Source organism: Ulvibacter sp. 2305UL32-6, from assembly GCF_058148545.1.
Map to the genome: position 1 here is coordinate 647,727 of NZ_JBYVKA010000003.1, position 20,440 is coordinate 668,166.

At 37.7% G+C, this 20,440-nt stretch carries 20 protein-coding genes and 1 tRNA gene; 9 read left to right on the plus strand and 12 right to left on the minus strand.

The genetic code is table 11. The features are described from left to right. Positions 1–50: 50 nt before the first annotated feature. The 3 genes from ACY2RU_RS12660 to ACY2RU_RS12670 form a co-directional block, all read right to left on the minus strand. Positions 51–731: an HD domain-containing protein gene (locus tag ACY2RU_RS12660; protein WP_490138828.1), complete on the minus strand. Its 681-nt coding sequence runs from the start codon at positions 729–731 to the stop codon at positions 51–53. After that, the gene (locus tag ACY2RU_RS12665) at positions 728–1,462 is read right to left on the minus strand and encodes a lysophospholipid acyltransferase family protein (protein WP_490138829.1); all 735 of its coding nucleotides are present in this window, start codon (positions 1,460–1,462) and stop codon (positions 728–730) included. Before ACY2RU_RS12665 ends, ACY2RU_RS12660 begins: the two co-directional genes overlap by 4 nt. A gap of 69 nt (positions 1,463–1,531) precedes the next feature. After that, on the minus strand, positions 1,532–1,942 hold the full coding sequence (locus ACY2RU_RS12670; protein ID WP_490138830.1) for a BrxA/BrxB family bacilliredoxin: 411 nt from the start codon (positions 1,940–1,942) through the stop codon (positions 1,532–1,534). Positions 1,943–2,148: 206 nt separating this feature from the next. Between ACY2RU_RS12670 and ACY2RU_RS12675 the strand changes: the two genes are divergently transcribed. From ACY2RU_RS12675 to ACY2RU_RS12705, 7 genes are all read left to right on the plus strand, one after another. Next, positions 2,149–2,895: a TerB family tellurite resistance protein gene (locus ACY2RU_RS12675; protein ID WP_490138831.1), complete on the plus strand. Its 747-nt coding sequence runs from the start codon at positions 2,149–2,151 to the stop codon at positions 2,893–2,895. Between the two features lie 137 nt (positions 2,896–3,032). Then, on the plus strand, positions 3,033–3,689 hold the full coding sequence (locus ACY2RU_RS12680; RefSeq protein WP_490138832.1) for a metal-dependent transcriptional regulator: 657 nt from the start codon (positions 3,033–3,035) through the stop codon (positions 3,687–3,689). A gap of 1 nt (position 3,690) precedes the next feature. Continuing rightward, complete coding sequence (locus ACY2RU_RS12685) at positions 3,691–4,599, plus strand: metal ABC transporter solute-binding protein, Zn/Mn family (RefSeq protein WP_490138833.1); 909 nt, start codon at positions 3,691–3,693, stop codon at positions 4,597–4,599. Position 4,600: 1 nt separating this feature from the next. After that, entirely contained in the window at positions 4,601–5,338 is a 738-nt protein-coding gene (locus tag ACY2RU_RS12690; RefSeq protein ID WP_490138834.1) for a metal ABC transporter ATP-binding protein, read from the plus strand. After that, entirely contained in the window at positions 5,338–6,462 is a 1,125-nt protein-coding gene (locus ACY2RU_RS12695; RefSeq protein ID WP_490138835.1) for a metal ABC transporter permease, read from the plus strand. The genes ACY2RU_RS12690 and ACY2RU_RS12695 overlap by 1 nt, the downstream gene beginning before the upstream one ends. Continuing rightward, entirely contained in the window at positions 6,455–7,615 is a 1,161-nt protein-coding gene (locus tag ACY2RU_RS12700; RefSeq protein ID WP_490138836.1) for a metal ABC transporter permease, read from the plus strand. Before ACY2RU_RS12695 ends, ACY2RU_RS12700 begins: the two co-directional genes overlap by 8 nt. A gap of 64 nt (positions 7,616–7,679) precedes the next feature. Beyond that, a complete protein-coding gene (locus ACY2RU_RS12705; RefSeq protein ID WP_490138837.1) occupies positions 7,680–8,081 on the plus strand; it encodes a hypothetical protein in 402 nt (133 codons plus the stop codon). Positions 8,082–8,293: 212 nt separating this feature from the next. Here the strand turns inward: ACY2RU_RS12705 and feoB are convergent, their stop codons facing one another. The 3 genes from feoB to ACY2RU_RS12720 form a co-directional block, all read right to left on the minus strand. After that, on the minus strand, positions 8,294–10,393 hold the full coding sequence (gene feoB, locus ACY2RU_RS12710; protein ID WP_490138838.1) for a ferrous iron transport protein B: 2,100 nt from the start codon (positions 10,391–10,393) through the stop codon (positions 8,294–8,296). A 5-nt stretch (positions 10,394–10,398) separates the two neighbouring features. Further along, entirely contained in the window at positions 10,399–10,647 is a 249-nt protein-coding gene (locus ACY2RU_RS12715) for a FeoA family protein (protein ID WP_490138839.1), read from the minus strand. A gap of 82 nt (positions 10,648–10,729) precedes the next feature. Continuing rightward, entirely contained in the window at positions 10,730–11,395 is a 666-nt protein-coding gene (locus ACY2RU_RS12720) for an SCO family protein (protein WP_490138840.1), read from the minus strand. A gap of 233 nt (positions 11,396–11,628) precedes the next feature. Between ACY2RU_RS12720 and rseP the strand changes: the two genes are divergently transcribed. Together rseP and ACY2RU_RS12730 are read left to right on the plus strand one after the other, a co-directional pair. After that, on the plus strand, positions 11,629–12,948 hold the full coding sequence (gene rseP, locus ACY2RU_RS12725; protein ID WP_490138841.1) for an RIP metalloprotease RseP: 1,320 nt from the start codon (positions 11,629–11,631) through the stop codon (positions 12,946–12,948). A gap of 133 nt (positions 12,949–13,081) precedes the next feature. After that, a tRNA-Asn gene (locus ACY2RU_RS12730) sits at positions 13,082–13,155 on the plus strand. 225 nt (positions 13,156–13,380) lie between these two features. Here ACY2RU_RS12730 and ACY2RU_RS12735 read toward each other — a convergent pair. From ACY2RU_RS12735 to ACY2RU_RS12760, 6 genes are all read right to left on the minus strand, one after another. Continuing rightward, on the minus strand, positions 13,381–14,529 hold the full coding sequence (locus tag ACY2RU_RS12735) for a zinc-dependent metalloprotease (protein WP_490138842.1): 1,149 nt from the start codon (positions 14,527–14,529) through the stop codon (positions 13,381–13,383). A 456-nt stretch (positions 14,530–14,985) separates the two neighbouring features. Then, a complete protein-coding gene (locus tag ACY2RU_RS12740; RefSeq protein ID WP_490138843.1) occupies positions 14,986–16,431 on the minus strand; it encodes a hypothetical protein in 1,446 nt (481 codons plus the stop codon). 677 nt (positions 16,432–17,108) lie between these two features. Continuing rightward, positions 17,109–17,360 carry a helix-turn-helix transcriptional regulator gene (locus ACY2RU_RS12745; RefSeq protein WP_490138844.1) on the minus strand — a complete coding sequence of 84 codons (252 nt, stop codon included), beginning with the start codon at positions 17,358–17,360 and terminating at the stop codon, positions 17,109–17,111. Positions 17,361–17,403: 43 nt separating this feature from the next. Further along, positions 17,404–18,030 carry a response regulator gene (locus tag ACY2RU_RS12750; RefSeq protein ID WP_490138845.1) on the minus strand — a complete coding sequence of 209 codons (627 nt, stop codon included), beginning with the start codon at positions 18,028–18,030 and terminating at the stop codon, positions 17,404–17,406. Then, positions 18,027–20,051: a sensor histidine kinase gene (locus tag ACY2RU_RS12755; protein WP_490138846.1), complete on the minus strand. Its 2,025-nt coding sequence runs from the start codon at positions 20,049–20,051 to the stop codon at positions 18,027–18,029. The genes ACY2RU_RS12750 and ACY2RU_RS12755 overlap by 4 nt, the downstream gene beginning before the upstream one ends. Positions 20,052–20,272: 221 nt before the next feature. Further along, positions 20,273–20,440, minus strand: a 168-nt coding sequence (locus tag ACY2RU_RS12760) for a T9SS type A sorting domain-containing protein (RefSeq protein ID WP_490138857.1), incomplete at its 5' end; no start/stop codon positions are given.

Genomic DNA, 20,440 nt, shown 5'->3' on the forward strand with positions numbered 1-20,440 from the left:
ACTTAACCAACCGAAAGTGTCTGTTCAAACGTTTGTTTGAGCAGGCATTTTTATTTTTTACCGTTCCATTCTTCGTAGAATTGCGCTAAGAATTGCTCCATAAATTCATGACGATTTACTGCGATCTTTTTAGCTGTCTCGGTATTCATCTTATCTTTTAGCAGTAATAATTTTTCATAAAAATGATTGATCGTTGGATCATTGGAGGCCTTATATTCGGAAGCAGACATGTTTACTTTTGGAAGGATCTCGGGATCGTAAAGCGGTCTGTTTTTAAAGCCGCCATAATTAAACGTTCTAGCTATTCCAATAGCGCCTAAAGCATCCAGTCGGTCTGCGTCTTGTACGATATCCAACTCGATTGAATCATGTGTTTTGGCTGTATTTCCGCCTTTAAATGAAACATTTTCAATGATCTTAACGACCTGTTTGCGTATTTCTTCGGAAACAGCTTGTGTCTTTAAAAACGTATCGGCTTTTTTTGGTCCAATAGTATCATCGCCACCATAAAACTTTGAGTCGGCTATATCGTGCAATAGCGCGCCTAAGGCGACAACAAAAGGATTGGCTTTACTTTCTTCCGAAGGCATTTCTGAAGTAATCAAAAGGGCATTTTTATAGACCCTTTCAATATGAAACCAATCGTGACCACCTTCGGCGCCTTGAAGTGTTGCTTTTACGAAATGGATGGTATGATCAATTACGGTTTGCTCGGTTTCAGAAAAGATCATACAACAATGGCTTCAGTAATTTGTTTTTCAATGGTAGCGATAAGTTCTAAAGCATTGTATTCACTAACCTTGTATGGTTTATGCACATCAATGGTAATATGTGAACCAAGTCCCATAGGAAACTTTCCGTAGCGAATTGTTTTCCATGAATTATTAATCGTAATGGGAATCACGGTTGCAGAAGGAATTTCAGCAAAAAGTGTTAATAAGCCTTTGGTTTGAAATGGTTTTGGATGTCCATCCCTACTTCGGGTACCTTCGGGAAAGATCACTGCGCCCCATTTATTTTTTTCAACCGAAGCGCCAAACTTTTTGATAGCAGCAACGGCTTCCGCGGGCTTTTTCCGATCAATAAGTACAGAACCACCATGGCGCAAGTTGTAAGAAACACTCGGAATTCCGCGTCCGAGTTCCTTTTTTGAAATAAATTTAGGATGGTGTTTTCTAAAAAACCAGATGATGGGCGGAATATCAAACATGCTTTGATGGTTCGAAACAATGATCACTGGCTGGTCTGTGTCAATAGTGTATTTGTTTCTGAAGGTAAAGCGCGTCCCTAAGATATTTTGGCAGCGTAAGAGCGAAAATTGCAACCAATCTACAGCGGTTTTGTGGGCCTTGTAACCGAAGACATTCAATGTAATCCACTGAATGGGGTGAAAAATAACTAGGGCCATTCCGAAGAAAATAAAATAGATCACCGATAAGGGATAGGCTAGTATTTTTGTCATACTTCAAAAGTATAAAAAAACCGTTTCCAAAGAAATGAAAACGGTCGTATAAATTTATGTTATGCTAGTTTAGCAAAGCTCGTCGTAAGCCCCTTTAAGGTTTTCGGCGATCATATCTGCCGAGCGTCCTTCAATGTGATGACGTTCTAACATATGAACCAATTCTCCATTTTTGAACAACGCCATAGACGGTGAACTTGGTGGAAAAGGCATCATTTGAGCACGTGCGGCATCAACAGCTTCAACGTCAACACCTGCAAAAACAGTGACTAAATGATCTGGTTTCTTGGTGTTTTGAAGCGACATTCTTGCTCCTGGGCGTGCGTTGGCGGCTGCACAACCACAAACCGAGTTTACTACAACCAAGGTGGTTCCTTCTTTTGCTAAAGCATTTGCAACGTCCTGTTCTGTATATAATTCTTCGAAACCTATATTGGTAAGGTCTTCGCGCATGGGTTTAACTAATGCTGGTGGATACATATCTAAATATTTTAAGTATTAAAAATCGTACTGCAAAGATAGTCATTTTGTAGATGATTCTTGTCTGTGTGGGTGTTAAGGAAATCGCAAATATGTACTATTAAAAAAAAACACCCTAAGTGCGAATGCGGAGAATTCTTTGACGAAAGCGTAACAAATACAGGTAGTGGTTTACTTATCTTTGTAACTTAAATTTTTTAAAGAGTATGATACGTTGGGTAGGAGCCGTTGTTGGATATTGGATTTATCGCTTTCCAGGTGCTATTGCAGGTTTTGTGATTGGAAGCATTATTGATAGCTTAATGACTAAAAAAGGAACGACAGGGCAGCGTCAGCGGCCTATTTTTGGTCAGCAACGCAGTGAGCAAGTCACGCCAGCCGATTTTGAATTGAATCTTCTTTCTTTGGCTTCCTTAGTTATTCGGGCCGATGGTACGGTAAACCAAAGTGAATTAGACTATGTACGTCAGTATTTTGTACAAGCCTACGGAAAGGAACGCGCCAACGCAACGTTTAAAGTTTTTAATGATGTAATTAAAAACAGAACGATATCTGCTCAAAATATTTGCTCGCTATTACGAAGTAAAACACGCTACGAGTCACGCCTGCAAATTCTCCACTTTTTATTTAGTATTGCAAATGCCGATGGTCATGTTGCTGCGCCAGAGGTAGCAGAGATCAAGCGTATTTCAGGCTTTTTAGGCATCATGGCACGCGATTTTGAAAGTATCAAGGCAATGTTCTTTAAAAATCCGGATAGTGCATATAAAATTCTAGAGATCGAGCGAACGGCTACAGATACGGAAGTTAAAAAAGCCTATCGCGAAATGGCAAAAAAGTATCATCCAGACAAACTACAGCATATGGATGAGGCGTATCAAAAGGGCGCAGAAGAAAAGTTCAGAAAAGTGCAAGAGGCGTATGAGCAGCTTCAAAAGGAACGCGGATTTTAAATTTCTACTTGTTGTTTGAATAACCTATCGGCTTCATTTGTAAAAATTTGGCCAAATAGACTCTATTGTGTTCTAATTTTTAGACTAGCCTAAAAATATAATTACCCTACCGTAAAAATAATTGGTATCTTTGTAGCATGTTTTCATCTACAGAAGAGAATTATCTCAAGACCATTTACCATTTAGAACATCGAATTCAAGGCGAGGTAAGTACCAATGCCATAGCGGAAGTTATGGAAACAAAGCCTTCGTCGGTAACCGACATGGTTCAAAAGCTGGCCGAAAAGGAAGTGCTCTCCTATAAAAAATACCGCGGGGCCTTGTTGACACCAACGGGACGCCGTATTGCTGCAGATGTAATTCGGAAACACCGCTTGTGGGAGGTTTTTTTAGTGGAAAAACTAAATTTTCATTGGGATGAGGTACATGATATCGCCGAACAACTAGAACACATTCAAAGCGATGAACTCGTAACGCGTTTAGATCGGTTTTTGGGAAATCCAGATTTTGATCCACATGGGGATCCCATTCCAGATAGACACGGAAATGTTAAGACCACAGAAAAAAAATTATTGTCGGAACTCGATAAGGGTCAACGCGGGGTATGTGTTGGTGTAAAAGAGTCTAGCGGAGAATTTCTTCAGTATTTAGATAAAAAAGCCATTAGTATTGGAACGAAGATCAACGTTCTTGGAAAAGAATTCTTTGACGATTCGATGGTCATTCAAGTAGGAAGAGATCAGTTTTTTATCTCTAAAAAAATAGCCGAAAACCTTTATGTTCAAACCAATTAACATGAAAAAAATACTTTTTTTGTTCGTTTTGACAAGCTTTTTTAGCTGTAAAAATGATTCCAACAAATCGCATAAACTCCAAGTGGTCACTACAACAACCATGCTTACCGATCTTGTAAAAAATATTGGAGGAGATTCTATACAAGTCAATGGTCTAATGGGTGCTGGTGTAGATCCACACTTATATAAGGCCAGTGAAGGCGATGTCTCCAAATTATATAATGCTGATGTTATTTTTTATAACGGACTGCACTTAGAAGGAAAATTGGTTGAGGTTTTTGAACAAATGGAATCGACGAGCAAAACACAGGTCGCTTTGGCCGAAGTGATCGATAAAAGCACCTTGATCGGCTCCGAATATTTTGCCTCCAATTACGATCCGCATGTGTGGTTTGATATTTCCTATTTCAAACAGTTCGCTGAAAAAACAGCCGATGTTTTAGCTGAAGCAGATCCTAAAAATGCCGATTTTTTTAGACAAAATAAAGAGACATATATTGATAAATTAGATGCCCTGGAAGCAGAGGTAAAAGCTACAATTGCTACACTTCCGAAGGAAAAAAGAATCTTGGTAACAGCACATGACGCTTTTAATTACTTCGGAAAAGCATACGATTTTGAAGTGGTCGGACTTCAGGGGCTTTCTACAGCAACCGAAGCTGGAGTGCAAGACGTACAGCGATTGTCAGATTTTATTATTGAAAATAAAGTGAAAGCCATTTTTGTGGAAAGCTCGGTTCCGCGTAGAACTATTGAAGCATTACAAGCCTCCGTACGTTCTAAAGGTGCCGAAGTTGTTATTGGTGGTTCACTTTATAGTGATGCCTTAGGAAACGCCGGAACCCCTGAGGGAACATACCTAGGTATGTTTCGGCATAATGTCAACACCATTGTTAGTTCATTAAAATAATATGGAAAAAAAGTTCGCCGTACAAGTAGATGATCTTACAGTAGCCTATAACTATAAGCCTGTTTTGTGGGATATTGACCTGGAAGTGCCTGAAGGTGTTCTTATGGCGATTGTTGGGCCAAACGGGGCAGGGAAATCGACATTAATAAAATCGATTCTAGGGATCATCAAACCTATTGCCGGAAGTGTTACGATCTTAGGAAAACCCTATGAAAAGCAACGAAAGTTGGTGGCTTATGTACCGCAAAAAGGGAGTGTAGATTGGGATTTTCCTACTACAGCTATCGATGTAGTTATGATGGGAACCTACGGAAGTCTAGGCTGGATCAAACGCCCAGGGCAAAAAGAAAAAAAAGCATCCTTAGAGGCTTTAGAGAAAGTTGGAATGTTATCTTTTAAGAATAGGCAAATTAGTCAGTTGAGCGGCGGACAGCAACAACGTGTGTTCTTGGCACGAGCGCTGGTGCAAAATGCGTCTATTTATTTTATGGACGAACCCTTTCAAGGCGTTGATGCCACTACCGAAATTGCGATTATTAATATTTTAAAGGAACTTCGGAAAGCGGGAAAAACCTTGGTAGTTGTACATCATGACCTGCAAACAGTTCCAGAATATTTTGATTGGGTTACCTTTTTAAACGTAAAGAAAATTGCTGCAGGACCAGTGAAGGAAATTTTTAATGATGATAACTTGACGAAGACCTACGGAATTAATTATAAAGTAGCGATTAACAAATAATGACTATTACGGAATACTTCCAATTGCTATTCACCGATTATACCCTACGAACTATTACTTTGGGGACGGCTGTATTGGGAGCTATTTGTGGCATGTTGGGAAGTTTTGCTGTGCTTCGGAAGCAGAGTTTGCTAGGTGATGCTATTTCGCATGCTGCCTTACCCGGAATTGCTTTGGCTTTTTTGATCACAGGAGCAAAAGACACCAACGTTTTGTTATTAGGTGCCTTGGTTAGCGGCTTAATAGGAACTTTTTGGATCCGTGGAATTACCAAGAAAACACATTTAAAAAGCGATACAGCTTTAGGTCTTATTCTTTCGCTTTTTTTTGGCTTCGGAATGTTATTGCTAACCTTTATTCAAAAGCAACCCAATGCCAATCAGGCGGGATTAGATAAGTATCTCTTCGGACAAGCGGCAACATTAGTTGAAAAGGATGTTACATTAATGGTTATAGTGACAGGAATTAGTCTTGTCATTTTACTTCTTTTTTGGAAAGAATTTAAGATTCTTTTATTTGATGCAGACTATACCAAAACCTTAGGATTTAACACCCGATTTATAGATATTCTAATCACCTTTTTTATTGTTTTGGCTATTGTACTTGGGCTACAAACAGTAGGAGTGGTCTTAATGAGTGCGATGTTGTTGGCGCCAGCTGCTGCCGCTCGTCAATGGACCAATAGTTTAGGTGTTATGGTATTCTTAGCAGCGATCTTTGGAGCATTTTCTGGCGTTGTAGGGACAGCAATTAGCGCTAGCGAGAATAATCTGTCAACGGGGCCGGTAATTGTTTTGGTAGCCACTGTTTTTGTGTTGGTGTCGTTTATTTTCTCGCCTGGCCGCGGACTCTTATTTAGAGAGATCCGTTTCCGAAGTAATCGAAGAGACCTTCAGCTTAAAAAAACATTGCAATTTATGTATGGCATCGCTAAAAATCATCAAAATATCTCCCATCCACATGCTATTAAGATCTTAAATAACTTTCATGGATTTACAAAGAAGTCGCTAAAGGAATTGGAAGAAAAAGAATGGATAACGCTTCAAGGACAGCAGTGGTCATTGACACAACACGGCTACGAAGAAGCGCAAAGTTTGTACACTCAAAAACCAAACGATGAATAGTCCGCAAATAGAAATACAACTTATCGCTGCGGTCGTAGCAATCGCCTGTGCCATTCCTGGGGTCTTTTTAGTGCTTCGGAAAATGGCGCTAATTAGTGATGCTATTAGTCACGCTATTCTGCCTGGGATCGTCTTAGGCTTTTTTATCACACACGATCTCAATTCACCGTTGCTTATCTTGATGGCTGCAGTAACAGGGGTCATTACCGTTATTTTGGTTGAAGCCATTCAAAAGACAGGTTTGGTAAAAGAAGATACGGCCATCGGGCTCGTATTTCCCGCTTTGTTTAGTATTGGAGTTATTCTAATTGCCAAAAATGCCAATGACGTGCATTTGGATGTAGATGCGGTATTACTAGGAGAATTGGCCTTTGCTCCCTTTGATCGGTTTATGCTTTTTGGAGCAGATGTGGGACCAAAATCACTTTGGCTGATGGGCGGCGTTTTATTGATAACGCTAACGCTGCTTTTCTTGTTCTTTAAAGAATTAAAGGTGTCTACATTTGACGCAGGATTATCTTCTGCCCTGGGTTTTTCACCAGTGATCATGCACTACGGACTTATGTCAATTTCTTCAGTAACTGTTGTTGGAGCCTTTGATGCGGTTGGTGCCATATTAGTTGTGGCTTTAATGATCGCGCCTGCTGCGGCTGCGTATTTACTCACTAGCGATCTAAAAAAGATGTTGTTATTGTCTATTCTTTTTGGTGTTTTTTCGGCCATTGTGGGTTATTGGTTGGCCCATTTTTTAGATGCTTCTATTTCAGGATCAATGACCACCGTATTAGGCGTGGTATTTTTATTGGTTTACTTATTCGCTCCTAAAAAGGGTCTTTTGTCGGTCATGTATCGTCAAAAACAACAACGAACTGAGGTCTCTTTGATCACCTTTCTGCTTCATTTGAATAATCATTCCGAAGAAAATGAACGCCATATTAATCATTTGCGTGAACATATCAATTGGCAGAAGGTACGCGCACAAACCGTACTTGAATTGGCATTAAAGAACAATATGATCGCAATTGAAGGCGATCTGGTTTCACTTACTGAAAAGGGAACCGATTTTACCAATCGTGCGCTACAGTATATTATCACGAACAAGGATGAGCATATTGAGCAAATGAAGGATGATTTCTTCTTATTTAGAGGATAACTTTTTTCTTCGGAAGTTTTTGGCACTGTTTTCTCTATACCTTCAATATTAAAAATTAAGTATCATGAAAAACCTTTTTATAATTCTGAGTTTACTGTGTAGCTATGGTATTTTAACTGCTCAAGAGCAGCCTATTGAAGTACCTCAAATTGGCATCAAGGTAGCATTGGGTGAAACAGTTCAGATCGATACCTTACAAATTCGTTTTGTGGAAGTTTTAGAGGATAGTCGTTGCCCAAAATACACAGATTGTGTTTGGGCGGGAAGAGCGAGAATCAGGGTTGAAATTTCTGAAGATAGTTCAACTGTTGTTCAGCAAGAATTGATCTTTAATCAGAATAAGCAAAACAATATTAGTAGTCTAGGCGGCTATATGTACTACGGAATGGCATTAACACCCTATCCTTCGATAGACGAAACAGGAGAGCGGGAATACGTTTTGATCGTGGGAAAACGCAAAAACTAGGAGCGTCCTATTTCCGAAGTAAACGAAACAGCATTTTTTAATGGCAGCCACAGTCTTTTTTGCCGCATTTCGCCTTGCCCCCATCTAAACTCTTAGGAAGTTTTTGTCGGTTTTCAAAAATGGGTGTCCACGCAAACTTTTTTATCAAATAGCCTGCAGCGAATAAAAAGGTGATAAGTACAAGAGTTGTTTGCATTGTATAAAGATAAGGATTATTTAAGTATTTGATAGGCGCCAAGCGCAACAATATATGCTATTGCCGACATTACAAAGAGTTGCCACATAGGCCATTTCCAGCTATTTGTTTCACGGCGAACTACCGCCAGAGTACTTACGCATTGCATTGCGAACGCGTAAAACAACAAGAGTGATACGCCACTGGCAAAATTGAAAAGTGGAGTTCCTAAGATAGGATTAACTTCGGCTGCCATACGGTTTTTGATGGTTTCCTCTTCTTCGCTTCCAACACTATAAATGGTCGCTAATGTTCCCACAAATACTTCGCGAGCCGCAAAGGAGCTAAGGATAGCAATACCAATTTTCCAGTCGTATCCCAACGGACGAACAGCGGGTTCAATACCTTTACCAAGAATCCCGATATAAGAATGTTCTAATTTATAGGAAGCTACACGTGTTTCAAGTTCTTCTTCGGAAAGTTGCTGGCTCGAGGTTTCAGCTTTAACAATGGAGGCGGCATTTTTAAAATCGCCAGGACCATAGGATGCTAGTACCCAAAGCACAACAGAGATTGCTAGAATGATCTTTCCAGCACCAAGTACAAACGATTTTGTTTTTTCGATCACCGTGATCAATACATTTTTCGGCAATGGAAGCTTATAATTGGGCATTTCCACAACAAAAAATGTTTTACTACGAATTTTTAGCACTTTGTCTAGTAACCATGCCGATACGATCGCTGCGCCGAATCCGAGGAGGTACATAAACATTAGTGTAAGTCCTTGTAAGGTAAAAATGCCCAATACACGTTGCTCGGGAATTACCAAGGCAATGATAATAAGGTAGACAGGGAGTCGCGCCGAGCAAGTGGTAAACGGGGTTACTAAGATAGTGATCAAGCGTTCTTTCCAGTTTTCTATATTTCGGGTAGCCATAATTGCCGGAATGGCACATGCAGTACCTGCTATAAGAGGCACAACGCTTTTTCCACTTAAACCAAAACGTCGCATAACGCGATCCATTAAAAATACAACGCGGCTCATATAGCCTGTTTCTTCGAGGATGGCAATAAAGAAAAATAGAAAAGCGATCTGCGGAATAAAGATCACGATTCCGCCCAAGCCAGGGACGATGCCTTCGGCTAGTAAATTTGTGAAATCACCTGGCGGCATACTTCTTTTTAGCCATTCACTAAGCGACGCGAATGAGCTATCAATAAAGTCCATTGGATAGCTACTCCAGTCGAAAATAGCCTGAAAAATAAGGAGTAGAATTCCGAAGAAGATCACATAACCCCAGACTTTATGAGTGAGAACGCGGTCTAATTTACTGCGAAGATCTTTGGCATTGGCGGTGTCAATAATAAGCGTTTCTTTAAGGACGCCATTGATAAATTGGTAGCGCGCAATAGTTTCTTTTTGCTGAAGGCGTTTTAGGTTGCTAACAGATTCTGTTTTAAAACTAGCTACGCCTTTGAGTTCTTTTCGGTCTAATTTTCCGAAGTTAACATCTTGAGTGATCACCAACCATAATTTATAAAGATCTTGGTTTGGGAAAGCTTTGCGCAGGCGATCAAAATAGGCAGGTGCAATTACTGAAGCGTTAAGGCAAGGTTTTGTTGAGAGTCTAGATGGATGTGCAATAAATTCTTTTAGCTGCTCAAAACCTTCATTTTTTCGAGAACTAATAAGTGCGATCTTGGTTTCTAGCTTTTCTTCCAACAATGCAATGTCGATAGTAATTGCTTTCCTTTTCATTCTATCGGCCATATTAATGGCTAGAATGGTAGGGACTCCCAGGTCTTTAATTTGTGTAAAAAGGAGAAGGTTTCGTTTTAAATTTTCGACATCGGTGACCACAACGGCCACATCGGGGTAGTCTTTGTCATTTTTGTTTAAAAGTAGTTCAATAACCACATTCTCGTCTAGGGAGGATGCGTTAAGGCTATAGGTTCCTGGGAGGTCTAAAATATGTGCTTTAATACCGCGAGGTAATTTGCAGATCCCTTGTTTTTTCTCTACTGTAATACCTGGGTAATTTCCTACTTTTTGATTCAGACCAGTTAGTCTGTTAAATACAGAGGTCTTTCCTGTGTTTGGATTTCCAATAAGTGCGACATTGATCTGCTTTGCCATAGACTTTATTCTGGAATAATTGTTTGGGGATCAATAATATCGATCTCGATCTGAGAGGCTGTTTCTTTGCGAATCGCAAGATGGCTTCCGTTAATGTTAAGGTAGAGTGGATCTTGAAAAGGAGCTGTTTGTACAAGAGTAACGATGTTGCCAGGCAGACAACCCATTTCTAGTAATTTAAGCGGTACAACATCTACTGAAAACTCTTTTATGATGCCGCATTGTCCTTTTTTAAGCGAAGCTATGGTCCACATTTGTTATTTAGATTGATTTTAAACAAGACAAAAGTACAGTAAAATATGGAGCTGCAAAAAGATTTAAGTTTAAAATTGCTGTCTACTCTTCTGCCTTTAAGATTTTGATATCTTTTAGAAGTTTTTCAATTGATTCTGGATCGGTTCCATCGTAAAAACCACGAATACGTTTCTTTTTGTCAACAAGTACAAAATTTTCAGTATGTATTAGATCATAGGGTGAATAAGGATCATCTTTTGCGGCCAGATAGGATTTCCGTGCGAGCTCATAGATCTGTTTTTTGTCGCCTGTTACAAGATTCCATTTTTTAGAATCAACACCTTTTTCGCGGGCGTATTTTTTAAGTTGAGCCACGCTGTCTACTTCTGGCATTACGGTATGCGATAGAAGTAAAATATCATCATCATCACGAATCTCTTGCTGAATCTTAACCATATGATCGGTCATGATAGGGCAAATGGTTTGGCAGGTGGTAAAAAAGAAATCGGCTACATAGATCTTGTCTTCGTAATTGGCTTGTGTGATTTTTTCTCCGTTTTGATTGGTTAACTCAAAATTTGCGACCGTATGATATTTTTTAATGTGTTGCATTGTGCTGTCGACCATTTCGGCATTTACTTGTGCTGGTTGAAATACGGGGAGGATTTCGGTTGGTTTGAGTATAGAATATATAATAGAAATTATGATAATGGAAAGAACCAAAAGCACAATGGCGAGTGGTTTATATTTTGAAAAGAAAGAAAACATTGAAGAAGTATTTCAGCAAAATTACCACCTAAATTATGAAAATACGAATGGCATTCGTTAAATAATTTCAGAAGAAAGTACTAAGAAGAGCATTATTTTTTTAGGACGTCATAAAAGGTTACTTTTGGCGTTTATTTTACTGCTCAGACTGTTGTTTTGGCAGTTGTATTAAAAAGGTCTCACTTTTGCAGTGTGGCTAGTATCAAAAAGAATCGCATTTTATATCTATATATATGAGTCCATTTGCCGTTAAAGCTATTCAGCTATTATTGAGCTTATCCTTATTAATCGTTCTACATGAATTAGGACACTTTATTCCAGCTAAAATCTTTAAAACACGGGTTGAGAAATTTTTTCTCTTCTTCGATGTAAAATTTGCCTTATTCAAAAAGAAAATCGGTGACACGGTCTACGGAATTGGATGGTTACCATTAGGTGGCTATGTCAAGATCTCTGGGATGATCGACGAGAGCATGGATAAGGAACAGATGGCGCTTCCACCGCAGCCATGGGAATTTAGAAGTAAACCGGCTTGGCAACGTCTTATCATTATGTTAGGTGGTGTTACAGTAAATATCATTGTTGGGATGCTTATTTACATCGGACTGATGTTCTATAACGGTGAGTATATAACGACCAATGAAGATCTCCCTAAAGGATTTGCTGTTGAAGAATCATTTAAGACCTATGGTTTTCAGGATGGAGATCGTATCTTAAAAGTGAATGGCGAAGATTTTAAAGATGTTGAAGCAATCAATAAATATCTTTTCTTAAGAGGAGTTGAAAGTGTAGAGGTAATTCATGAAAATGGTAGTACGGAGACAATTTCGCTTCCCGAAGATATTGGCTCGACCATGTTTCAGGCTGGTGTATTAAAACCATTTGTCCCTTTGGTTGATCCTGTTATAGACACGGTGCTGACTGACTATCCGGGATATAAGGCAGGTTTAGAAAAAGGTGATGTTATTACAGCGGTAAATGGTGCGCCTATTCAATATTGGCATGAGCTTTCACAAAAAGTAAAGGCAAAAGGGGATTCGGTAAGTAATATAATGGTTTCTAGAGATGGAAACACGCTTGCTTTTGACATAAAACCTACGGAAACGGGTCAGATAGGTGTTGATTTTGATCGGTCGTTGTTAGGAGAAACACATTTAACGTATTCTTTCGGACAAAGTATTACACGAGGAGTGCAATACGGTTATGATATCTTACGCGATTATATTTCACAGTTTAAATATGTTTTTACTTCCGAAGGTATTACCCAAGTAGGAGGTTTTGGAGCCATTGGTAATTTATTCCCTCCGGTATGGAGTTGGGTAGCATTTTGGCACACTACGGCCCTGATATCGATCATTTTAGCGTTTATGAATATTCTGCCAATTCCGGCTTTAGATGGTGGTCATGTGATGTTTTTGCTCTATGAAATGGTTACTGGACGTAAGCCAAATGACAAGTTTATGGAGTATGCGCAAATGGTTGGATTCTTCTTGTTAATTGCCTTGGTATTATTTGCAAACGGGAACGATATTTATAGGTGGTTATTTAATTAAAAAAAATAAACTTTATTTTTGCGACAGATTAAAAATAATTTATATTTGCGTCCGCTTACGCGCCTAAGCTTTTAATGGTTTATAAAGGTAAGCAAGCTAAAAGGGTAAGACCTTTTAATTTTCTATATGAAATTCCTCCTTAGCTCAGTTGGTTAGAGCATCTGACTGTTAATCAGAGGGTCCTTGGTTCGAGCCCAAGAGGAGGAGCTGAAAGAAGAAAGAGCTGTACGAAAGTACGGCTCTTTTTGTTTAATACTTTAGGGATGGTAGAAGAACAGGGGAACGGTTTGCCACACCGGTATTTAAGAATAAATACAATAAGAAGCCCACTCAATTTGAGTGGGCTTCTTCATTGAATAAAATCTGGTTAATTTATAAAATGTATTGCATGATTTTAATTTCAGATGGTTTAATAACCACATACTATTATTACTAACGCTGAATATGTATCTGTTTAATTGTTATTTCATTGTTTATAGTGATGCGTAAAAAATAAATACCTTGAGGTAAACTAGAAGTATCTATTGATTCTAGTTCCATAATATTTTTACCAGAACTCACACGTATTCCATATCCATTATAAAGTGAATATGAATAATAAGCGGAAGTTTTTAATCTCGGCGAAATATGTAATTGCTTGTTTGCAGGGTTGGGATACACCATAATTTCAGGAGATTTTAAACCACATGGGTATAAGATACTATTTGAGTAAACTGACGCACTTGCTAAATGTAATTTAGAAACCATTGCGTTTTTCATTCTAGATTTTTGATCGGAGGTAAAGTATTCCATGCATTGAGGATGGGTTTGTCCCATGATGTTGAGCTCGTCTGGATCATATGGATCTCCGTTTTCATCAGTACCACTACCCAACCAAGTGCATGTAGAAAGATAAATATTGTAATTCATACCTGGGTCTGCGGGAGTGTCTGCACAGTAATCTCCACATGTTGTTCCATTACTTCCATCTACTAGTTCTGGACATTGACTCGGATCTCCAGTCTCACTAACAGTTCCATGACGTGTATGGTATAAGTTCAAGACATGACCCATTTCATGTGCAACTACAAAGGATTGTGCGATTGGATAAAAGGGAATTCCCGTATACGATCCTGTAACCAGGAATTTTGAGGAAACCCCGATTCCTGCAGTGAGTCCATACCCTCCTCCCGAAATGGGATGATTAACACTATTGTCAAACAAATACATATCCACTCCATCAGAATGATCATGTGTAGTTATACTCATAATACTTGAGGGTGAATTGTATAAGGTAGAATCATCAATATAGTTGATACCATTGCTTGTGTCAAAGAAAATTTGATGAGGGGTAAAAGCATCTTCTAAATATTGCAATGTACTATTGACGCCTGATGGAGTTTGACCACCAGAACCATCGTCTTTGCGAATCACATGTACATACAAAGTTATACAAAATGAATAGTTTGAATAATCAGTTGCGCTCTTAAAACTTTCCAATTGATTGTGATTATTTAATGAAGGAGCATGACAGAACTCCTGTGCCAAGAGGTTGGAGAGTACAAATAATGATAATCCAAATGTGAGTAGTGTTTTTTTCATCTTTGCTAATTTTAAGGTTACTATTTTTTATGAGGAATAGAAAGGAGATAAAATTTACATTTTAATTGATTCATTTTGTTGCTCTGATTACAAGATATAAATCCAACTCCGTACAATAAGCTGTTTATCAACAATTTACAAAAAAATAGTTTGTTTTCTGATATAATATTTAAATTTTTGAAAGGATTCTAAATTAAGGCCTGCTTACTAATATTATATTTATAAATCAGCAGATTGCAGTTCGATACTAGCTCAATAGGAGGAGCCAAAAAAAGAAAAGACTGCACAAATGTGCGGTTTTTTTTGTTTTATACCCTTTGGGCAAGAAGGGACCAAGGGTTCCTCATCGCTCGGCTTATTTCGCCGGCGTTCTTGATTTTTCACCCCAACTTAGTTATAGACCACACATCTTTGTGGCTTTATGTTTTTGGTCCTTAATCATACAAGTTTATTAGGCTAAATTTGAGGATTACAAACAATTGGATTGCATAATATTATTTCGCCTAAGTTCGCTGATAAAATTTCGCTTGTTAAACCTTTTAATCGTTGAACTGCACTAGAGTTTCCGCAGGTTCCGTCGGGTCCAGGCTCTTGAAAAGGACCACAGCCAGTACTTGAACTAGGAACTTCTAAAACCCCATTAAAGTCGGCAGGGGTGGCCCATTCGATAATGGTACAATCGTTGCTTGTCCCGCCACCAACAAGGTCGTCGCAAGAAACTCTAAGAGCTGCTGGATCATTTCGTGCTGCTCGCTCTGCGCCACTTTCATATGGGACATGAGATTCGCACCATGATGCTAAATCACTATCGGGACCAAAAGGACCATCAATAGGGCCCGGATTGTTCGTTTCACTACCTGTTGGAGTTCCTACAGGAGGATTTTGATTTCCCCAATCGTCAATATAGTCATTCGGATCTGCAGTAAAAGTTTCTTGGGTTGTTGTAGTTGTTCCATCGGGGTTTTTTGTGGTAGTCGTTCTCGTACCCTGACCGTCGCCCAGAAATCGTTCTTGCGTTACGCTTGTGGCCTCACCGTCTTGGAAAGTCATGTGTGTTCTGAAGGTGACTACATTATTTCCTTCAGAATCGGTATACACATCTGTTCGGGTTATAGAAGATGGCCTGCCTTCTGAATCTAATGGTCCATTAATTATGTTTCGTTCGTGTCGAGTGATATCTCTTCCTTCGTAACTGCCTTCATGATCTCGAATTGTATAATTGTCTTCGTATCCATAGGCCGCAACATTGGCTAATCTACTCCGAGCAATGTTATAATAATCGCTGCACATTAGTTCAATTAAATCTACTATCCCACCACCTGGAAGACCCCCTGGATTAGAGGATTCTTCGTTATCACAATTAATAAGTGGGTAGTCTAGTCCTGCTATATTTTGCTCTTCACATAACGGGTTTTTATCCAACAACCATAGTTCAAAAAAGGCTAACCCTAATTGCTCTGTTGCGAAAGTGAAACGTTCTCGATTTGTCAGGCGTATATCGACTAAATCGGCTATGCCATCTCCATTTAGGTCAAAAACAGAGCTCATAGAGCCGTCTTCATCAATACTTAAAAGGTTAATTGTATTAAAATTTGGGCCAGCTACAAAACGAAAGACTTTTCCATCCCTATACTGCCAATCTGCTATGTAATTTCCTTGTTGATTCGGGGAAATTTGAGACACAGAGCCAAAATTTTTCTCCCAGTCTAATAGCGCAATGCGTCCATTAAATTTTTTTTGAGTCAATTGACCTTGACCATTATCTATAAGCATTCTATAGAGTTTTGCTTTAGGATCGTCAACCCCATGAGAATCTTTAGGATCTTCTTTGGGCTCACAGCTATATAATAAAGGGACTATTAATAATATGCGACATATATTTTTAAAAAGGTAATTTTTCATGATTGTAGCTATTAATTAAGAAAAACGTTTGCCAAATTTGTTATTTAAAAGAATATTTAGTTCAAACTTAATATTTTATAATTAACTGATTGTCAGGTAAAAACTTAGTTTTTAAATAGGGTTTTACCCGTTTTAGTATAACACAAGAAACATGCTTATTTGGTATGACAAACATTCTGAATCACATGATTGTGCTATGAGTTAATGTCACGATCACACACGCTAATTTATCTGATTCAAGATATCTGAGTTCATCTAAACATACCAGTTCTTTAGTAATTTATTTTAATTGGGCCTTTATGAATCTAAAGTGTTTAGGTGAAAAATATATCTTGAAAAAGTCTTATTGAGCGCAAGGCCTACTTGCAACTCCATAATCCAGTGAAAGAGTGCCGCAATGACTAGCATTTTATAGTAGCTCTTTTTACAATCATTTACCCTTCCAAATTTTTCTGAAGACGTTTAGTTGTGACAGGAAATCTGAAAGCATTATACAGAGTCTAGCGACTAGAGTACCAGCCAAGCTTTAAAGCAAATATCCTTTTGTGTTTGAATTTTCCGAAGCAAGTCTGACTACATCTTAATTTAAAGATCAAGGGATGCTGTTAGATTGCAGACACATGATTTAATTAGTAGGTCTAAATTATTTTTATAGAGTATTTTATAAAATGTCTTGACTACGTATTGAAATGATGAAAGTTCTTCATGATCCACACGAATAAATTATTATTAGGCGGCTTGATACCTAATTTCTTGATAATTCTGCTTCGATGTTTTTCTATGGTTCGCGCTGAGCAGCCTCTAATGGAAGAAATTTCTCGAGAGGTAAGTCCGCTTTTAATATGATATAGAATCTCTAACTCTATTTCACTTAGAGATAGTGTTTTTAGATAATTTTCTTCTGTAGGGATATTTTCAGTAGGACGCATACCCAAAACTATAAGTAAAATCCTTTAAAAAAAATGCGTAGACCTACGTACTGAATAAGTCTGGATGTTTTTGAACCCATAGTAAAAGAGCGTTTTGAGAGGAGGTAATTCCTAGTTTTTTTATAATATTACTGCGATGCTTTTCAACGGTCCTTTTTGAAATAAAAAGAGAATCGGCTATTTGAGAAGAAGACCAGTCTTTTGCCAAATAGCGTAATATTTTCATTTCGGCAGCCGTAAGAATATCAATGGAATGAATGGGTTCGCTTAGATGAATGTTTTCGTTTAGGTTTTTACTAATATAGGTGTTGCCTTTGTTAACTTCCGCAATGCAAAGATTCAACTCACTCATAGCATCGTTTTTCAAAATATAGCCTTGTATTGTATCTCCAACTTCCTTAATAATGGCTTCTTGCTTGTAAAGAGTAAGAATAATTATTTTTGTTTTAAGCTCTTTTTGTAAACACAGCTTAGCCACTTCAATCCCATTGTATTTAGGCATATCAAAGTCGAGAATGGCGATATCTGGGTTGTATTTTACGATTTGATTATAGGCTTCATTACCATCTTGTGCAGTACCTAAAATTTTAAATCGTAAATTTTTTAAAAACTGCTCTGTTCCATTTAATAATAAGGGGTGATCATCGGCTAGAACAATAGAGATATTCATGATTTGGGGATTTTTATTTGAATTGTTGTTCCTTTTCCAATTTTAGAATTTATCGTAAAAATGGCTCCAATATAGTGTGAGCGTTCTTGTAAGGTTTTCATCCCCAAACTATCTGTTTCTTCAAGTTTTTCTAACAGCTTGAATCCTTTTCCGTTGTCTTTGACCTTAAATATGACATAGTCATCATTTGTTTTTACTGAAAGTTGGCATGCTGTGGCTTCGGAGTGTTTTTCCACATTCGTAATACACTCTTGAAGCATTCTAAAGATAAATATTTCTTTTTTCTTCGGAATAAGTCCAGAGATATCTTCAATTTCCGAAGAATAAAAAACCTGGGAGCTTTTCTGAAAAGCAGAGATCATATTTTCCAATGATTTGATCAGGCCTAACTTTTCAAATTGAAACGGGTGCAAATTGTGTGACATTTCTCGCACCTCATTTATGGTTTCATCTAAAAGATGTATTTCTTCCTCTCGCAGATTGTCCTTTATAAAAACGGTATTTTTTAGCAATAATAATTTTTGCCCCACACTGTCATGGAGTTCTTTGGCTACACGAGATCGTTCAATTTCTTGCGTGTTTAATAGTTTTGAAGTGAAAACCTCTTGCTGTAATTGTCTTTTTTTGGCTTCTTTGCGAGACCGATTTAACATCACAAACCCAAAAACGGAAAAAAGACCTAAACTTCCTAAAATAATATATTGGTTTTTAAGCCTACTTTTAGTGTCTAATAAGGCAATATCACTTTCCTGAGCTTTTATTTTAAGGTCTCTTTTTTCAGTTTCGTACAAGGTTTGATAATAGGATAGCACTCGTACTTTCTGTGCATTACCGATAGAATCTTTTATTTTTGTGTACTGTCTATAGTGTTCAAAAGCCTTTTCTTTATTACCAATGGCCTGATATAGTTTATATAAAAAGGCTTCTCCAAATTCAATTTCTTCATATTGTTTTCCTTTCTTTTGTATGGATAGATATTCCTCCCCGTATTTAATTGCTTTTGGATAGTCTTTTTTTGCAAAATAATATGATTTCAAGGCATCTATATACAAGGTTCTAAGAGGACCCGAAGTATACTTTTCTTTATTATTTTCAATTCTATCTAAGTATTTTTCTGCTAATGCAAGACTATCGGTCTCTGAATACCCCAATACCAGTCCGGTTAGCATTATAGGTTCGTAATAATCTGGATGATTTGATAATTGCGCGGCTTCAAGTGCTAATTTCAAATTTGCGATCCGTTCTTTTTGATTATTTAATTTGTTATGGTCTGCAGCGGCATTATAATAAATGATTGGTAGGCTTGTATAATCGTTCTTTTCTAAAGAAAGTTTAATGATTTCTTCTCGTTCCTTCTTGGCTTCATCGAAAAATCTATTTTTACTGTATAAAATGGTCAAGGAATTCCTGGCTCCAATAGTAGATTCAGTGTTGTTGGTTTTCTGAAAATGGCGTATAGCATCCTGCAAGGATAATGAGGCCAATCCAAAATTCCCCATATTTGTATATACCTGTCCTTTGCCCATTTTTGAACGACCCATATAGTTCTCATTGCTCTCTTTATTGGCCCAATAGCTAACACTATCGTAAAGGCTAAGAGACTTTTCGAGCTCCTTTAGGTAGAAATAGGTATTGGCAGCATCTAAAAAAAACTTGCTTTTTATATTATTATCGGAAACCTTTGAGAGATACTTTTCACTTGCTAAATAGAGCTCCTTAGCCTTTAAAGATTCTCCATTCATATTTAAATAATATAGTAGATTTGAGGTTTGATAGGTTGCAATATTAAAAGAATCAATAGCAATGGCATATGATCTTGTTGCTCTAACAATTGAATCGTTCTCAAAGGAAGTATCAAAAGCAATAACATTTGATAGACTATCCATCCATTTCAATTTTTCGTTCTCGGAAGAATTTTCTATTTTAATTTTTAATGATTGGATGATTTCTTCAATATCATTCTCTTGAGCACTTAAAAAAGAGCTAAATAATAGGAAAGTGAGAAAAAGATGACGTTTCATAAGAGTAAATTTACCAATAATATTGCTAATTAGTTTGTCAATTTTATTTCGGTTAAATCTCAGAACTTAGGTGTTTTTTGCTTTTCAATATTTTTTGTGCGGCTAAACTTATAATATAATCCCTTGGTAAGTTCTTACTAGAAACATAGCTTAATTTTAAAAGTCCCTTCTCTCAATTAATAGAAAGAAAGGACTTTAATCAAATTACACTAACTAATTTATTATTCTTTCACGATCTGTTTTGCAAGTTGTGCGTTGTCGCTTTGAAGAACAAACATATATGTTGCGCTTTGCAAGTTTGTAATGTCTATAGTCTTCTCTGCTCCCATACCACTTAGGTCTTCTATACGAACCAACTTACCTGTAAGATCATATACTGAAAGTTGTTG

Bases quoted from the DNA above. Each gene is read 5' to 3' on its own strand.
- ACY2RU_RS12660 (WP_490138828.1), bottom strand. From the start codon at position 731: ATGATCTTTTCTGAAACCGAGCAAACCGTAATTGATCATACCATCCAT.
- ACY2RU_RS12665 (WP_490138829.1), bottom strand. From the start codon at position 1,462: ATGACAAAAATACTAGCCTATCCCTTATCGGTGATCTATTTTATTTTC.
- ACY2RU_RS12670 (WP_490138830.1), bottom strand. From the start codon at position 1,942: ATGTATCCACCAGCATTAGTTAAACCCATGCGCGAAGACCTTACCAAT.
- ACY2RU_RS12675 (WP_490138831.1), top strand. From the start codon at position 2,149: ATGATACGTTGGGTAGGAGCCGTTGTTGGATATTGGATTTATCGCTTT.
- ACY2RU_RS12680 (WP_490138832.1), top strand. From the start codon at position 3,033: ATGTTTTCATCTACAGAAGAGAATTATCTCAAGACCATTTACCATTTA.
- ACY2RU_RS12685 (WP_490138833.1), top strand. From the start codon at position 3,691: ATGAAAAAAATACTTTTTTTGTTCGTTTTGACAAGCTTTTTTAGCTGT.
- ACY2RU_RS12690 (WP_490138834.1), top strand. From the start codon at position 4,601: ATGGAAAAAAAGTTCGCCGTACAAGTAGATGATCTTACAGTAGCCTAT.
- ACY2RU_RS12695 (WP_490138835.1), top strand. From the start codon at position 5,338: ATGACTATTACGGAATACTTCCAATTGCTATTCACCGATTATACCCTA.
- ACY2RU_RS12700 (WP_490138836.1), top strand. From the start codon at position 6,455: ATGAATAGTCCGCAAATAGAAATACAACTTATCGCTGCGGTCGTAGCA.
- ACY2RU_RS12705 (WP_490138837.1), top strand. From the start codon at position 7,680: ATGAAAAACCTTTTTATAATTCTGAGTTTACTGTGTAGCTATGGTATT.
- feoB (WP_490138838.1), bottom strand. From the start codon at position 10,393: ATGGCAAAGCAGATCAATGTCGCACTTATTGGAAATCCAAACACAGGA.
- ACY2RU_RS12715 (WP_490138839.1), bottom strand. From the start codon at position 10,647: ATGTGGACCATAGCTTCGCTTAAAAAAGGACAATGCGGCATCATAAAA.
- ACY2RU_RS12720 (WP_490138840.1), bottom strand. From the start codon at position 11,395: ATGTTTTCTTTCTTTTCAAAATATAAACCACTCGCCATTGTGCTTTTG.
- rseP (WP_490138841.1), top strand. From the start codon at position 11,629: ATGAGTCCATTTGCCGTTAAAGCTATTCAGCTATTATTGAGCTTATCC.
- ACY2RU_RS12735 (WP_490138842.1), bottom strand. From the start codon at position 14,529: ATGAAAAAAACACTACTCACATTTGGATTATCATTATTTGTACTCTCC.
- ACY2RU_RS12740 (WP_490138843.1), bottom strand. From the start codon at position 16,431: ATGAAAAATTACCTTTTTAAAAATATATGTCGCATATTATTAATAGTC.
- ACY2RU_RS12745 (WP_490138844.1), bottom strand. From the start codon at position 17,360: ATGCGTCCTACTGAAAATATCCCTACAGAAGAAAATTATCTAAAAACA.
- ACY2RU_RS12750 (WP_490138845.1), bottom strand. From the start codon at position 18,030: ATGAATATCTCTATTGTTCTAGCCGATGATCACCCCTTATTATTAAAT.
- ACY2RU_RS12755 (WP_490138846.1), bottom strand. From the start codon at position 20,051: ATGAAACGTCATCTTTTTCTCACTTTCCTATTATTTAGCTCTTTTTTA.